This window comes from Pantoea sp. BJFS-204 (assembly GCF_049310725.1).
Classification (GTDB): Bacteria; Pseudomonadota; Gammaproteobacteria; order Enterobacterales; family Enterobacteriaceae; genus Pantoea; species Pantoea agglomerans.
In genome coordinates this window covers 666,847-681,903 of record NZ_JBMOWE010000002.1, presented here as the reverse complement: position 1 = coordinate 681,903, position 15,057 = coordinate 666,847, and the positions used below count along the sequence as shown (strand labels likewise).

The 15,057-nt window shown below is 50.9% G+C and carries 12 protein-coding genes; 10 read left to right on the top strand and 2 right to left on the bottom strand.

The window, feature by feature from the left end:
• Nucleotides 1-15: 15 nt before the first annotated feature.
• The 5 genes from ACO6VX_RS10015 to ACO6VX_RS09995 all read left to right on the top strand — a co-directional run bounded on the left by ACO6VX_RS10015 (nt 16) and on the right by ACO6VX_RS09995 (nt 7,352).
• The gene (locus tag ACO6VX_RS10015; RefSeq protein ID WP_061901708.1) at nt 16-936 is read left to right on the top strand and encodes a PstS family phosphate ABC transporter substrate-binding protein; all 921 of its coding nucleotides are present in this window, start codon (nt 16-18) and stop codon (nt 934-936) included.
• Nucleotides 937-1,101: 165 nt separating this feature from the next.
• Nucleotides 1,102-2,208 carry a cobalamin-independent methionine synthase II family protein gene (locus ACO6VX_RS10010; RefSeq protein WP_052272142.1) on the top strand — a complete coding sequence of 369 codons (1,107 nt, stop codon included), beginning with the start codon at nt 1,102-1,104 and terminating at the stop codon, nt 2,206-2,208.
• Between the two features lie 391 nt (nt 2,209-2,599).
• Nucleotides 2,600-3,919: a branched-chain amino acid transporter carrier protein BrnQ gene (gene brnQ / locus ACO6VX_RS10005; protein WP_010255323.1), complete on the top strand. Its 1,320-nt coding sequence runs from the start codon at nt 2,600-2,602 to the stop codon at nt 3,917-3,919.
• A gap of 70 nt (nt 3,920-3,989) precedes the next feature.
• Nucleotides 3,990-5,342, top strand: coding sequence for a proline-specific permease ProY (gene proY, locus ACO6VX_RS10000; protein ID WP_010671188.1), 1,353 nt, complete (start codon nt 3,990-3,992; stop codon nt 5,340-5,342).
• Between the two features lie 441 nt (nt 5,343-5,783).
• Nucleotides 5,784-7,352, top strand: coding sequence for a sensor domain-containing diguanylate cyclase (locus ACO6VX_RS09995; protein WP_022626133.1), 1,569 nt, complete (start codon nt 5,784-5,786; stop codon nt 7,350-7,352).
• Nucleotides 7,353-7,419: 67 nt separating this feature from the next.
• Here the strand turns inward: ACO6VX_RS09995 and ACO6VX_RS09990 are convergent, their stop codons facing one another.
• Together ACO6VX_RS09990 and ACO6VX_RS09985 are read right to left on the bottom strand one after the other, a co-directional pair.
• Nucleotides 7,420-7,878 (bottom strand): hypothetical protein, encoded by a 459-nt coding sequence (locus ACO6VX_RS09990; RefSeq protein ID WP_010255330.1) that lies wholly within the window; start codon nt 7,876-7,878, stop codon nt 7,420-7,422.
• Entirely contained in the window at nt 7,871-8,794 is a 924-nt protein-coding gene (locus ACO6VX_RS09985) for a winged helix-turn-helix domain-containing protein (RefSeq protein ID WP_010255333.1), read from the bottom strand. The genes ACO6VX_RS09990 and ACO6VX_RS09985 overlap by 8 nt, the downstream gene beginning before the upstream one ends.
• A gap of 391 nt (nt 8,795-9,185) precedes the next feature.
• Between ACO6VX_RS09985 and ACO6VX_RS09980 the strand changes: the two genes are divergently transcribed.
• The 5 genes from ACO6VX_RS09980 to ACO6VX_RS09960 are packed head-to-tail and all read left to right on the top strand — an operon-like array spanning nt 9,186 to nt 14,989.
• The gene (locus ACO6VX_RS09980) at nt 9,186-9,740 is read left to right on the top strand and encodes a fimbrial protein (protein WP_033766625.1); all 555 of its coding nucleotides are present in this window, start codon (nt 9,186-9,188) and stop codon (nt 9,738-9,740) included.
• A 38-nt stretch (nt 9,741-9,778) separates the two neighbouring features.
• Nucleotides 9,779-10,450: a fimbrial biogenesis chaperone gene (locus ACO6VX_RS09975; protein WP_045140720.1), complete on the top strand. Its 672-nt coding sequence runs from the start codon at nt 9,779-9,781 to the stop codon at nt 10,448-10,450.
• Nucleotides 10,451-10,468: 18 nt separating this feature from the next.
• Nucleotides 10,469-12,952: a fimbria/pilus outer membrane usher protein gene (locus tag ACO6VX_RS09970; protein WP_346556331.1), complete on the top strand. Its 2,484-nt coding sequence runs from the start codon at nt 10,469-10,471 to the stop codon at nt 12,950-12,952.
• Between the two features lie 10 nt (nt 12,953-12,962).
• Complete coding sequence (locus ACO6VX_RS09965; RefSeq protein WP_022626130.1) at nt 12,963-14,252, top strand: fimbrial protein; 1,290 nt, start codon at nt 12,963-12,965, stop codon at nt 14,250-14,252.
• Nucleotides 14,252-14,989, top strand: a complete 738-nt coding sequence (locus tag ACO6VX_RS09960; protein WP_422458097.1) for a molecular chaperone — start codon at nt 14,252-14,254, stop codon at nt 14,987-14,989. The genes ACO6VX_RS09965 and ACO6VX_RS09960 overlap by 1 nt, the downstream gene beginning before the upstream one ends.
• Nucleotides 14,990-15,057: the final 68 nt, after the last annotated feature.

The window sequence follows — 15,057 nt, the reverse complement described above, 5'->3', positions numbered from 1 at the left end:
TGCCGGATCTCCCTGATGCGCATCCTTCTTTTGTTGATCGTTACTCTGCTGCCGGGCCTGGCACTGGCCCAGCCCGGCGCGCTCTCCGGCAATCTCAGCAGCGTCGGATCCGATACGCTGGGCTATCTGATGACGCTGTGGGGCGAAGATTTCAGTCGCCAGGCGCCGGGCGTCAATGTCCAGGTTCAGGCCTCCGGCTCTTCTACTGCGCCGACCGCGCTGGCGGCGGGTGCAGCACAACTCGGTCCGATGAGCCGCCCGATGCAGGCAGATGAACGCCAGGCCTTTGAGGCGCGCTACGGCTATCCGCCGCTGGCGGTTCCGGTGGCTATGGATGCGCTGGTGGTAGTGGTGAATCAGCGCAATCCGCTACAGCAGATTGAACCGCGTCAGCTCGATGCCATCTTCTCGATTACCCGTCTGTGTGGCGCACACAGCGTGCCGCTGCGCTGGGGCGATCTCGGCTTAACCGGCGCGCAGTGGAGCAAACGGCCGATTCAGCGCTATGGACGTAACTCCGCCTCCGGCACATGGGGTTTCTTCAAGCAGCAGGCGCTGTGCAAAGGTGATTTTCGCAGCGACGTGGCGGAGTTTCCCGGCTCGGCCGCAGTGGTGCAGGCGGTGGCCGGTAATTCTCGCAGCATCGGCTACGCCAGTTTTGGCTTTCATCTCAGCGGCGTAAAAATGCTGGCGGTGATGAATGATCAGGGGCAGGCGATTACCCCGGATGCCGAGGCCATCCGCAGTGGCCGTTATCCCTGGGCGCGCCCGCTCTATCTCTATGTGAATAAAGCGCCCGGCAAACCTTTGCCGCCGCTGGTGGCCGCGTTTCTGGAGCAGGTACTTTCGGCGCAGGGACAGCGGCGGGTCAGCGAAGCGGGCTATCTGCCGCTCTCTGACAGTCAGATGACGCAGGCGCGCGCCGCGCTGCGCTAATCCCCCGAACGTGAATTTTTTTCATCATCACTGAATTTTCTTCAGTTGCAGAAGAAAGCCGCCCATGCCACTCTGTGTTCAGACATGTAGCCATCCAGATGGCTATTTATATCAGGATGCAACTATTTCCTGCCGTCATTACCGGCAGGGGAGACAGGAGTGATCATGCAAAGAGAAACCGCCCCGTTCCGTGCCGATACCGTTGGCAGCTTTCTGCGTCCCACCGCCATTAAGCAGGCGCGCGAACAGTTTGCAGCCGGAGAGATTGATGCGGCGGCCCTGCGCCAGGTTGAAGATGAGGCGATTCGCGATGTGGTGGCGAAACAGCGGGAAAATGGCCTGAAAGTGGTCACTGATGGCGAGTTTCGTCGCGGCTGGTGGCACTTCGACTTCTTCTATGGCCTGAATGGCGTAGAGCGCTATGAAGCGGAGCAGGGCATTCAGTTTAATGGCGTGCAGACCAAAGCGCATGGCGTGAAAGTGGTGAGCAAACTCGGTTTCCCGGCGGATCATCCGATGCTGGCGCATTTCCGCTTCCTGCAGAGTATTGCCGGTGATGCGGTGCCGAAGATGACCATTCCCAGCCCCAGCGTGCTGCACTTCCGTGGTGGCCGCAAGGTGATCGACGCGGAAGTCTATCCCGATCTGGCAGACTACTTCGACGATCTGGCGCAGACCTACAAAGCAGCTATTCAGGCGTTTTATGACGCGGGCTGCCGCTATCTGCAACTGGATGATACCGTCTGGGCTTACCTCTGTTCTGAGGATCAGAAGCGCGATATCCGGGCGCGTGGCGACGATCCTGACCAGCTGGCACAGACTTATGCTCAGGTGTTGAATAAAGCGCTGGAAGGTAAACCTGCCGATCTGACCGTGGGTCTGCATGTCTGTCGCGGCAACTTCCGCTCAACCTGGATCTCTGAAGGCGGCTATGGGCCGGTCGCAGAAATCCTGTTCGGCAGCGTCAACGTGGATGCCTTCTTCCTGGAGTATGACAACGCCCGTTCCGGCGGTTTTGAACCACTGCGTTACATTAAGCCAGGTCATCAGCAGGTGGTGCTGGGCCTCATCACCACGAAAGTGGGTGAACTGGAAGATCCGGCGCAGGTGAAAACCCGGCTGGAAGAGGCGGCGCAGTATGTCAGTCTGGATCAGATCTGCCTCAGTCCGCAGTGTGGTTTTGCCTCAACCGAAGAGGGCAACAGCCTGACCGAGGCGCAGCAGTGGCAGAAGATTCGCTTAGTGGTCGATATCGCGAATCAGGTCTGGTAGTGCTGTAACGTTGTGCAGACAGGCGCGTAAAACGCGCCTTTTGTGTATCTTCAGGCCCGTTTATGCGGGGATTTCTCGCGCTCTGTCTATTATTTAGGCACATCATCTTGTGTGCCTGCTGCAAAAATTAACGCTATCCACTGCCTTTTGAAAAAATGGCGGCATAACCTTCTGGTTTTCCGATCCCGTATTGCCTTTCACCGCTATAAACGTTTTACTTAGCGCCGTTGTCGATCCATCCCTCTGTGAACAGAATAAAAGCAGCTTAAATCACCTGCGCTTTACCCTGCGACGAGCATAATGCGCTGACATTGTCAGCCTGGTCGTGGTTTACACGCAGCGAGGGGACAACACTAACCCAACTTCCACCGCAACATCAGTGACAGGCCGTATGACACATCGTTTAACTTCGAAGGACATTCTCGCGCTGGGCTTTATGACATTCGCCCTGTTTGTTGGCGCGGGCAACATCATTTTCCCGCCCATGGTCGGTATTCAGTCTGGCGAACACGTCTGGACTGCCGCGATTGGTTTTCTGATTACCGCAGTCGGTCTGCCCGTGATGACCGTGATCGCGTTGGCTCGCGTCGGCGGCGGCGTGGATGCGCTCAGCACCCCGATTGGCAAGGTCGCTGGCATCGTGCTGGCCACCGTTTGCTATCTGGCTGTCGGGCCGCTGTTTGCCACACCGCGTACGGCAACGGTCTCGTTTGAGATGGGTATTGCCCCGCTGACCGGTGATGGCGCGCTGCCGCTGTTTATCTATAGCCTGATTTACTTCACGCTGGTGATTGGCGTATCGCTCTATCCCGGCAAGCTACTCGACACGGTAGGGCACTTCCTTGCGCCATTAAAAATTATTGCGCTGACCGTGCTGGGCGTTGCTGCCCTGGTGTGGCCTGCTGGCGGCACGGTTCCGGCTACCGCTGATTATCAGCGTGCGGCCTTCTCCAGCGGTTTCGTCAATGGCTATCTGACCATGGATACGCTGGGCGCGCTGGTATTTGGTATCGTAATTGTCAACGCCGCCCGTTCGCGTGGCGTCGATAATGCCGCGCTGCTGACCCGTTATACCGTGCTGGCAGGGTTAATCGCCGGTCTGGGCCTGACGCTGGTCTACCTCTGCCTGTTTAAGCTGGGCGCGGGCAGCGGTGCGCTGGTGGATCAAAACGCTAATGGCGCAGCGATTCTGCACGCGTATGTTCAGCACACCTTTGGCAACATGGGCAGCTTCTTCCTTGCCGCGCTGATCTTCGTCGCCTGTATGGTGACCGCCGTTGGCTTGACCTGTGCCTGTGCGGAATTTTTTGCGCAATACCTGCCGTTATCGTATAAAACGCTGGTGTTTATTCTGGGTCTGTTCTCCATGGTGGTGTCGAATCTCGGCCTGAGCCACCTGATTCAGATCTCCATCCCGGTACTGACGGCGATTTATCCGCCCTGTATCGTGCTGGTGGTGCTGAGTTTCACTCTCAACTGGTGGAATAAGAGCAGCCGGATTATCGCGCCAGCCATGTTAATCAGCTTGCTGTTCGGTATTGTTGATGCGATTAAAACCACCGGGTTTAAAGATTTGCTGCCCGCTTTCAGTCAGAATTTGCCGCTGGCCGATCAGGGTCTCGCCTGGTTGCCGCCGTCGTTGGTGATGCTGCTGATTGCCGCTGTTGTTGATCGGGTGAAAGGGCCGGAACAGGTGACCGTTCACTCGTAGCAGAGAGCACTGATTTTTCTTTAACCACGGGCCTGCCCGTGGTTTTTTCATTTCACAGGTACAGGTTGTTATGCAAGAAACCAACAAGCTCAAACGCGGACTGAGCACGCGCCACATCCGCTTTATGGCGCTGGGATCGGCGATTGGCACCGGGCTGTTCTACGGTTCCGCTGACGCGATAAAAATGGCCGGACCGAGCGTGCTGCTCGCCTATATCATCGGCGGGGCAGTGGCTTACATCATCATGCGCGCACTGGGTGAGATGTCCGTTAACAATCCTCAGGCCAGCTCCTTCTCACGTTACGCGCAGGACTATCTTGGGCCGATGGCAGGCTACATCACCGGCTGGACGTACTGTTTTGAAATCCTGATTGTGGCGATTGCGGATGTCACGGCGTTCGGCATCTATATGGGCGTCTGGTTCCCTGAGGTGCCACACTGGATTTGGGTGCTGAGCGTGGTGCTGATCATCGGTGCCGTCAATCTGATGAGCGTGAAGGTGTTCGGCGAAGTGGAGTTCTGGTTCTCCTTCTTCAAAGTCGCCACCATTATCGTGATGATTCTGGCCGGTTTCGGCATGATCATCTGGGGGCTCGGCAACGGCGGCCAGCCGACCGGCATCCACAATCTCTGGACTAACGGCGGCTTCTTTGCGCACGGCGTAGTCGGTATGCTGCTGTCGCTGCAGATGGTGATGTTTGCCTATGGCGGTATCGAAATCATCGGTATCACCGCCGGTGAAGCGAAAGATCCGGAGAAGTCGATTCCGCGCGCCATCAACTCGGTGCCGTGGCGCATTCTGGTGTTCTACGTCGGCACGCTGTTTGTGATTATGTCGATCTACCCGTGGAATCAGGTGGGCACCTCGGGCAGCCCGTTTGTGCTGACCTTCCAGCATCTGGGCATTGCGGCGGCCGCCTCTATCCTCAATTTTGTGGTACTGACCGCGTCACTCTCGGCGATTAACAGCGATGTGTTTGGCGTGGGCCGCATGCTGCACGGGATGGCGCAGCAGGGACATGCGCCGAAGGTCTTTATGAAGGTCTCTTCGCGCGGGATTCCGTGGGTGACAGTGGTGGTGATGATGTTCGCCATGCTGATTGCGGTTTATCTCAACTACCTGATGCCGGAAAAAGTCTTCCTGGTGATCGCCTCGCTGGCGACCTTTGCAACAGTGTGGGTCTGGATCATGATTCTGCTGTCGCAGATCGCGTTCCGTCGCAAAATTGGCAAAGAGGCGGCCAGTAAGCTGCAGTTTGCGCTGCCAGGCGGCAGCTGGACTGCTGGCGTCGGCGTAGCCTTCCTCTGCTTTATTATCGGTCTGATTGGTTATTTCCCCGATACCCGCATTTCCCTCTATGTCGGTATGGTGTGGATAGTGGTGCTGCTGCTGGGCTATAAGCTGGTTCGTAAAGTCTGCTAAGGATGTTTTCCATGCTGGCTGGAGTGAGACTGTTGAAGCCCGGCTGCAGATAATGCTGCGGCTGGGGCTGTTTTTTTGGCCTCCCTGATCGGGTTTTGTCTGAAGGCGTTCGTCAGCGCCCGGAGGGGAATTCTGGCCGCGAGCCTGGCCACTGGCGCAGGGGAGTGAAAGTAATGGTCATCGGGCGTTAGCGGGACTATCGTTCAGGCGCGCAGACGGGCGTAACCGGCCGTCCATCTGTAGTGATCGATATCGATGTGGCGCTTATGACAGTCAATCCGCGCTTTATTTCGCTGGATTGACGCCTGCAAATGCGTCTCAGGCTCTATTCGTATCAACAATAATGCTGATTTACTAATTGCCTGACCGCCCCTATCTTGTTAACTGTCCGTGCCAGCATTAATTCGGCAACACAAATAACAAGTCATTCAGGGACAAACCATGTTCAACAAGCCCTCACTAAAGAGTCTGCTGTGCCTGCACTCTGTGTGCTGCATACTCCTTACAGCAATTCTGCTTTCCACAGTGACCGGCTTTGTGCTGAGGAACCAGGCAGAACAACGTCTCCTTGAATCCAGCACTGCATATGCACGTAAACTGGCCAACACTGCCGATAACATGTTCCGGACGGCCCAGAAGGAACTGGCTTTCAGCGCCGCACAGATAACCAGCTACAGGGATTTGCAGGTTCTGCAGCATGAAACCGACAGGCTACGTCTGCAGTCAGACATGTTCAGTTCCGTGCTGGCCCTGTCGCCCGAGGGGCGGGTCGTGGCCGCTTCTCCCTTAAATTTCATTCCATCCGGTACGTCGCTGAGTGTGGCGTCCGGGCAGCTGGAGGCCGTAAAAAAAGGCCCTTTTGTTTCTGACCCACTCACCCCCTATACGGGAAACTATCTCGTCTTTTTGTCGAACCCGGTCTATTCGCCGTCAGGCGAATATCTGGGGTATCTGGCAGGCTCAATCTATCTGACCAGGAGCAGTATGCTGAGCCGTCTTCTGAACCAGCACTTCTATGCTGATAAGACGACTGTCAGCATTGTTTCCGATACCGGTGAAGTGGTTTACTCCGCGGATGAGGCTCTGACCGGAAAAAGCATCAACCTGAGTGCGGATCTGTCGGCGCAACTGAAACAGAAAAAATATGGCGCAGTGAAAACCCTGTTTAATCAACAGAGTTGCCTGCTGGGTTATTCGGACGTTGTGAAAACGAACTGGCATGTATTCGTCTGCGTTTCATCTGACGTGACGAGCGCAATTCTCAACCGCATCGTAAGTGATGTGATCCTCTACGGGCTGGTGCTGGCGCTTCTGTTGGTCATTGTGAGTCTTTACATCTCCGCCAGAATTTCACAGCCACTCGAAAATCTGGCCCGCCTGACCAGCTCAGGCGCGATCGGGCGATTATCAGGAAAAATGGACGGAATTAAAACGTGGTACAAAGAAGCTGACAGGCTAAAAAAAGCATTTCAGGCTTATTCAGCAGCCATCGATAAAACATTTTCTATACTGCGCGATGATGCTCTGACGGATCATCTGACGAAATTACATAACCGGCGGGGCTTCGATCAACTCACGGCACCTTTTGTCGGGGGACAGGGTTCACACAGCCTGGCTCTGTTTGATATCGACCACTTTAAACAGGTTAATGATCAGTTCGGACACGATACAGGGGACGAGGTACTGGTGGCCGTATCAGATCTATTAAAAAAAGGATGCCGTACTCAGGACATCATCTGCCGGTTTGGCGGTGAAGAGTTTGTCATTTTTTTTCCAGACACAACGCTGACCGAAGCCGGATTGGTTGTAAACCGTATACGTGAAAACATTGCAAACGCGCAGTTTCCCGCAGTGAAGCACATTACGATTTCAGCAGGCGTTTGTGAGCTCGCTCACGATGGCGATGACAGAGAAAAAGCGCTGGTTGTGGCAGACCACCTTCTGTACAGGGCCAAGCATGAAGGCCGGAACCGGGTGGTGACCCAGGCACATTCGGTTCACTCACCCTGAGGTACGTTTTTATGATCCGCTTCAGTCGAATGCAGAGTCCGCGTGTAGTTACCCGTCAGCCTGGCCGTTAATTGCTTCTCTCACAGATGAAAAGCGGTGTGTTTTCGGCATAAAAAATCCAGGCATCTTTACCATAAGGCCTGATCTTGAGTACCAGCGGCATATTGTTATCTGTAAAAAAGTCGGGTAACCATTTCTTCTGATCGGAAAGGCTCATCGTCATCTGAGGGGAGTTCATGATCAGCTCAGACCTGAAGTAGTAAAAAAATTGGTTCTGTAAGTATGAAAATGAAATCGTTTTACTCAGATAAGATTTTGTTTCATTTTTATCATATAAGATCCCAGACATTGAAAGAACGCCTTTTCCGTCAAGAAGGGTTTGCGTAATAAGTAAGTCCATCCGGTCCTGCTTCCATTGATAGGACACATCAGCTGTACAAGAAATGGTGTTTTCACCGTTCCTGCTGAATGGCGCGAAAGAATAGATGACAATGCACAAGATAATCAGGAGGATAACTTTAATCATTATTCAGTTTCTTCACAAAGTAATACGAACGGCAATTTGCTCTGACATGTCCATTCAACGGATGCTCGCAGTTAAAATAAGAAAGACTGTCTGCATGTTTGAATGCGGTAAGGTAGATATAAGGTGCTATACTGCAATTTAATTTCATCTCATCAACCTGTTCCTTCACCTCATCCTTTATCAGCCACCCATCCGCATTATTGAAGATTATGCAGCCTTTGTAGTTAGTGCTGTAAATAAACACAGTGTCATTATGATTCGGTCCGGATCTGAAATATAAAAAAGACGAAAAAAAAAGTGCCAAAAAAAGCATAAAGGTTGCGATCATCATTTTTTTTGACTTAAAAAAAGCTGAAAAAAACGGATGTTGTGTCAGGGGTGAATATGAAGAAATCTTGTTTTCAGAATCTGATTTTTGCTCATTCTGAGTATTCCTCATTCTTTCATCAGGGAGGCTGTGCTCTGGCATTTCATTGCCGCCGGCGGAGAGAGAGTGGGCACTTTCCGACTCAGTGCTGACAGATGTAAAGGAAAAAAGACTTTCTCTCTCAACGGTTGTCTGTGGAGAAAGGAGAAACCCCTTCCGCGGCATGGTCCGGATGATATCTTCCTGAAGACCGGCTTTATTCAGCGCGCGTCTCAGCGCCGAGATATTCTGATAAAGAGTCGTTGAGGCCGGTTCCGTACCAAACCGACGCCATACATAGTCATAGAACTGTTGATGTGTGACAAGTTGCCCTACATTATCAATGAGAAGTTCCAGACACAGTGATGCGGATGCGCTGATAACCGCCGGGTTGCCCCTGCCGGTTATTCTTTTTTTATCCGGTTCAAATATCAGAAAACTGTTAAGAGTGATTTTTCTGCTCAAAGCATTCTCCACCAGTGAAAGAAATAAAGACCCCGCATAAAACATACGGCTAATGCGCAGGTGAAAGTTTTGTGAAATAGAAAAATTGTAAGCCTGAAGCTAATCAGATCAGTTTAAATAAGTATATCACATCTTTTTATTGCAAATTTATTTTTATGTTTTGCATGATTTTTTATGTGGGTACTGCAAGTAACTCATTGTTTTTTATGAAGATAATATTGAATATAAAATTCATATAAATTTAAACAAGATTAGAGAAATTCAAAGGTGTGTTTATCTCACTTCGCTCGTAAGATGCTTTCGCTGGCTTAATTGTGTCTATGAATTTAAGTGCCCTGACAGTATTAACCATGTTGGATTTTCTCTCTCCTGGTTTATTTACTCAGGCATCAGTCAGCATGTCTATTAACAGAAAAAAATTTCAAGGAGTACTGGAATGTTTAAAAAAACTTTATTGACCGGGTTCGTTGCCCTGACCGCATTATCGGCCAGCAGTGTATATGCAGCACAGGAAAACAGTATCCGCTTCAAAGGTGAAGTTTCTGCCCAGACGTGTAACGTCAGCGTCAACGATTCAACTTCAGCTGCACCTGTTATCTTGCTGCAGACGGCAAAGGTCAGCGATCTTTCCGCGACGGGGAATACGTCTACACCCACAAATTTCAGCATGAAGCTGACAGGATGTACGGATCCTAAAACAGCGGCTCAGGACATTAAAATTCATTTTGCATCATCCAATGTTGATGCTTCCGGTAACCTGAAAAATATTGCAACTGACTCTCCGGCAAGTAACGTCGCGATTCAGTTACTGGACCCTGACAATAATGTCATTGATTTAAAATCAGGCGAAGCAACTGCTAAGGCATTCTCGCTCAATCCGAATGAAACCAGCGGAGAAGCACAGTATACCGCTCGGTATATTGCTACCGGTGGGGCTGCAACAGCCGGTAAGGTTGAAGCGACCGTTCAGTACGCTATCAGTTATCTTTAAAAACTGCGCCCCGCGTTTTCGCGGGGCTGGAATAAATTATGAAACTTGTGACTTATCTGAAAATAATTTCAGTTTTCTTTTTTTTAATCAGTGGCGTAACTCAGGCTGCGGTAGTCATGAATGCTTCGCGTATTGTGATGGCGGGTACGCTTGAGAAGACCATTATGTTTGATAACACCAGTGACAATCCGTTTATTGTTCAGGTTGAATCGGATAATAAAGACAAACCAGATTTTGTTGCCGTGCCGCCTGTTTTTAAAATTAAAGAGAAAGGGGGGCAGACGGTAAAAGTTAAACTGTTATCCAGTGAGTTGCCTCAGAATAGAGAGTCGCTCTTTTATCTGGACTTTACTCAGATTCCGGGCGTCAGGAAAAATGAAAATGACGATGACCGGCTGAATATCATCATCCGGAGTCGGCTGAAAGTTATTTACAGACCGGCTGCAGTCAATGCTTTTTCTTCGAAAGATGAAAATAAAATTTCATACCGATTGCAGGGAGGAGCTTTAGTGATCAGCAACAAATCGCCGAATATTCTATCCATCAGAGATATCAGCAATGGAAAGCGGATCCTGGCAGAAAAATTGACGCTATTGCCGGGTGACGATTATTCCGCAGTCCTCAAGGGCGATCGTCTTAGTGGTCCGCTTAATGCGGTGATGATCAATGATTATGGCACGCCAGTAAATTTCCTGATTAAAGATAAATGATGTGATGTTGTTACGAAAATGAAAATCAGAATTTATTACCTGCTTATTTCTCTCTGCTCGTTTTCTATTTATGCGGAAGAATATGAATTCAGCCCCGCCATGCTCAGTGCGGGCGGCCTGAGCGATATTTCCGCATTGTCAGGAGAAGACACATTTTATAACCCCGGTGAATATGACGTTTCTGTTTACATAAACAATAAATTATTTTCAAAAAAGTCGCTGACTTTTGAACGGAAAGGTAAGTCGCTGACGCCGTTATTTACAGGTGAGTTTATCAACAGTTTACCTCTTAAAAATAAGCCAGAAGCCCTGGTTAATGACAGACAATACGCGCTTGAAGCTGTTCTGCCGGAGGTAAAGACTTCGCCCGACCTTTCTTCTCTGCGGGTAAACATTACTGTGCCTCAGTCTCTGCTGATATACCGTCCGGATGATTATATTCCCTCAAGTGAGTTTGAGGCAGGCAGTACCGCCTTATTTTCGAATTACACGGTCAACCAGTATGAGTCACATAGCACCCATACAGGCGGAGTGAGTTCGACGTATGTTGGACTTAGCAGCGGCTTTAACGCAGGAAAGTGGCAGTTCCGGCAGCAGGGGAATTTCAACCGTAACCGTTTTGGGTCCAGATGGCACTCCTCACGCCTGTACGCCAGTCGGGGCTTGCCGTCACTGCGAAGTGAGCTGCTGCTAGGCCAGCTCAGTTCGGGCTCTGATGCATTCAGCGGGCTCGGTTTTACCGGTGTAAGTCTCAGGACCGATAACCGCGTGTTACCCCCTTCCATGGTTCAGTATGCGCCGACGGTGAGAGGTACAGCGAGAACCAATGCGAAAGTCGAAGTCTTTCAAAAAAAATACAAAATCTATGAGACGACTGTTCCACCGGGTAACTTCAGAATTGATGACCTGGCACCGGCTTTCTACGGTGGAGACCTCAATGTCAGGGTGACGGAAAGTGACGGAAGCCTCACTGAGTATTCAGTACCTTACTCTACACTACCGGGTTCCGTCCGCCCCGGACGCCTGGACTATAGCTTTTCAGCCGGCGAGATCAATGATTACAGCCGTGACAACCAGTTTACCGAGCTTTCCGTCAAGTATGGCGTTTCTAATGCGGTAACGGCAAACAGCGGGTTACGTATCGGCAGTGGTTATCAGGCGGCCAGCGGTGGGGCCATCTATTCTTCGTCACTCGGTGCATTCGGTTCTTCTGCAACCTGGTCCAATGCGCGACTCAGAAATGGCAGCGCCACGCAGGGGTGGATGGTGAATACCGAGTACAGTAAAACGCTGGGTCCGGTTGGCACCACCATCAGTTTTGCCGGCTACCGGTATTCCACCCGTGGCTACCGGGATCTTCAGGATATCGTTGCCCTGAACAACTCGGACACCCCGCTGTCGTCGGTGGAGGGGGGAACGTACATGCAAAAAAACCGTCTTCAGCTCAATGTCAGCCAACCGCTAGGTTCACTGGGCAGCATTTACGTTTCCGGCTCATCGCAAAATTACTATGACGGACGAAACAAAGACACCTCTTATCAGGTGGGATACAACACGGCATTGCCTTACGGCATTCACATGGATTTCAGTATTTCCAGACAGTACCGCACCCGGATTTCTGACGCGCAGAGATGGGGAGTACCTGACGAAAAACGGCACAAGGAATATTACAAAGACACCCAGTTTGCGCTGAATTTTTCTGTGCCTATCGGGCGTGATACCCGTAATACAACCCTGTCTGCGTCATACATCAATAGTAATAGTGAACACAGCTACCAGACCTCGCTGTCCGGCAGCGCAGGTAAAGACAACACGACCCAGTGGGGTGTGAATTACAGTCGCGACCGCTCAGGAAACAGTTCGGGTCTGAATCTGGCGACCATTCTGCCCAAAGCCAACGTGAGTGGAACGGTCTCAAAATCTCCGGGAAACTGGCAGGCATCCGGTTCGATGAGCGGTGCCATCGCGTTGCACAGTGGCGGGATCACACTGGGGCATACCGTGAGTAACACGTTTGCCATTGTGGAAGCAAAAGGGGCAGAGGGCGCCACGGTACTCAATGGCCAGAACATTAAAATCGACAGTTCAGGTTATGCAATCGTTCCTTCGCTGATGCCTTACAGACGTAACAACATCAACCTTGATGCGCCGGAAGGGGCATCCGCGGATGTCGATATTATTGACAGCCAGCACGTTGTGACGCCATACGCGGGTTCCGTCAACCGGGTGGTCTTCAAAACGCGCCAGGGCATACCGGTCATGATGCAGCTCAGGCGGGCGAATGGCAGCTATGTCCCCCTGGGGTCAGATATTTTCGATTCCGGTGGAAATAACGTTGCAACGGTAAGCCAGGCCGGTAATACCTATCTGCGGCTGGAAAACCGTCAGACACTGACCGCCCGGTGGGGCAGCGCGCCCGATGAACAGTGCACCATCCGTTATACGCCTGTAGATACTCAGTCCACGAAAGCGCTGAATTATATTACCGCAGTCTGTCAATAAGGCCTTATGCATGAAAAAGTATGCAGTCATTTTTTCCCTGCCGATCGTGGCGTTTTTTACATCGTCAGCCTTCGCCACATGCCAGCCTGTCTATAAAGCCAGACAGGGCGATGACAGTAAAGGCGGTGTGCCTCTGATTTTTGGTTCAATAAAACTTCAGCCCGCGGAGTTTATGCCAACTGGACTGATTGGCTCCACTACGGCCACGGTAGGGCAGGCTCAATCCTTGCCTGAAGGGGAGAACCAGCTGTTATACACCTGTGATCTTGCCGATCAGGGACAGACCTATGAGTATTTTGCCACTAACGGCGACAGTAACGTGGGGGGCAATATCAGCGCGGGAGAGGGCGTCTATCAGACCTATTTTCCTTTTATCGGCATCAAACTGATTCGTGACAGTGACGGTAAGGTGTTCTCAAGGTACTGGCAGCATTCACCAATTGAAGGGCACCGGGAGGGTAACAAGCTCAACTTTTATGCCCGTGACTTCAGCGGTGTGACGGCAGAAATTTACCGCTTACCATCCACAATGAGAGGAGGCGATCCGGTTGCGCATTGGGGATGTAATGGCCCTGCGGATGATTCCGCCAGCGGTATTGCATATACCTGTCCCCAGCCCAACGGCTATACGGTTTTTGTCGGGCCGGGCTGGAACGACAAAAAAAATATCACTATCCCAGGTGCTGACAGTAACACGAACTGGGACGGGTTCAGTAACTGGAACTGGATTGGCTTTGGGATGCAATACTCTACGGCAAACACGTTCGTGCAAACGCCCTGGGGATGTCGCGTCTACAGCTATACAAATCCTGTCATTTTACCGCCAGTCACTGTCACTGCGTTGAAGTCTGATTTTGAAACAATAGGTAAGGACTTTACTGTAACCTATCGGTGCGGTGGGGCGCTCGTTAATGGCTTTATCAACCGGAATGCAGGTGTTGGACCTGATAAAATTTCGGTCGCATTCAGCACTGATCATCCTATGTCCGGGAACAACGTTTTGTGGTCACGTTATGCGTTATCGGATAATTATGGACAGGATGGATATGCGTCAAACGTCGGCATAGGTGTGTCTGTTGCCGGTAAGACGGTCGGATTTATAACCAACGCATACACTAATGATTATACAAAAGGCTGGTTTTCTCTTCTGGATGGGGAAATCTCGCGTTCTCAAAATACCCCCACTCAGGTAGATATCACGTCTCAGTATTTCGCATTCTATGGCATCGTTGACCCCGCAAAACCTGTCACGCCTGGGAAAATAGATGCGACGGCGCATATTATTGTGAGGTACTGGTGATGAGATATTTTTTATATTGGGTGAGTTTTATTTTTCTGTTTAATGCGGCGGAACTCCATGCCACGATTATGCCGTTGCAGGACAGGGTGCTGTTCAGCAGCAAGGACAGCGGCAGGCGCCTGCTCATCGTCAACAACGACAGTCAGGCGCCGGTGTTACTTCAGAGCTGGGTTGATGATGGAAGCGCCGGCGATATTAATAAAGAAAAAAATTACCCTTTTGCTATTATTCCAGCAGTCGCCAGGATGACACCGGGTAAAATTCTGAACCTTAAGATACTGCCGACGGAAAAAATACTTGATTTACCCCGTGATCGTGAGTCCGTATTCTGGATGAATCTCTATGAAATTCCGGGTGTCAAATCTTCTCAGCAGGAGAAAACGGCCAATAAAATAGAAGTCGGATTAAACACCCAGCTGAGAATTACCTATCGGCCTTTCAATAGCAGTATGGACATTAACAGTATTGGCGGCGCTATAAACGTCCGCATTGCCGACAACGGTCATTCACTCGAGCTGAGTAATCCTACGCCCTATTTTGTGACGCCTGTTTCATTAAAAGTTACGTCATTGGCTGGAGAGCAGTCACTAAAACTGGGCATGGACAGAATGATTGCTCCTTATGACAATAAAGGTTTTAGTTTGCCTGAAGTAATAAAAAATAAAAAAATGACCGTTGAATACACGCTGGTCGATGACGTCGGAAAAGAGGCCGTTTTCACTAAAAACCTGAATTAGTTTTCACCTTATATACGCTGGTTCCAGACTGGCAGAATAACGCTGTTTACAGCTTTTACAACATTATT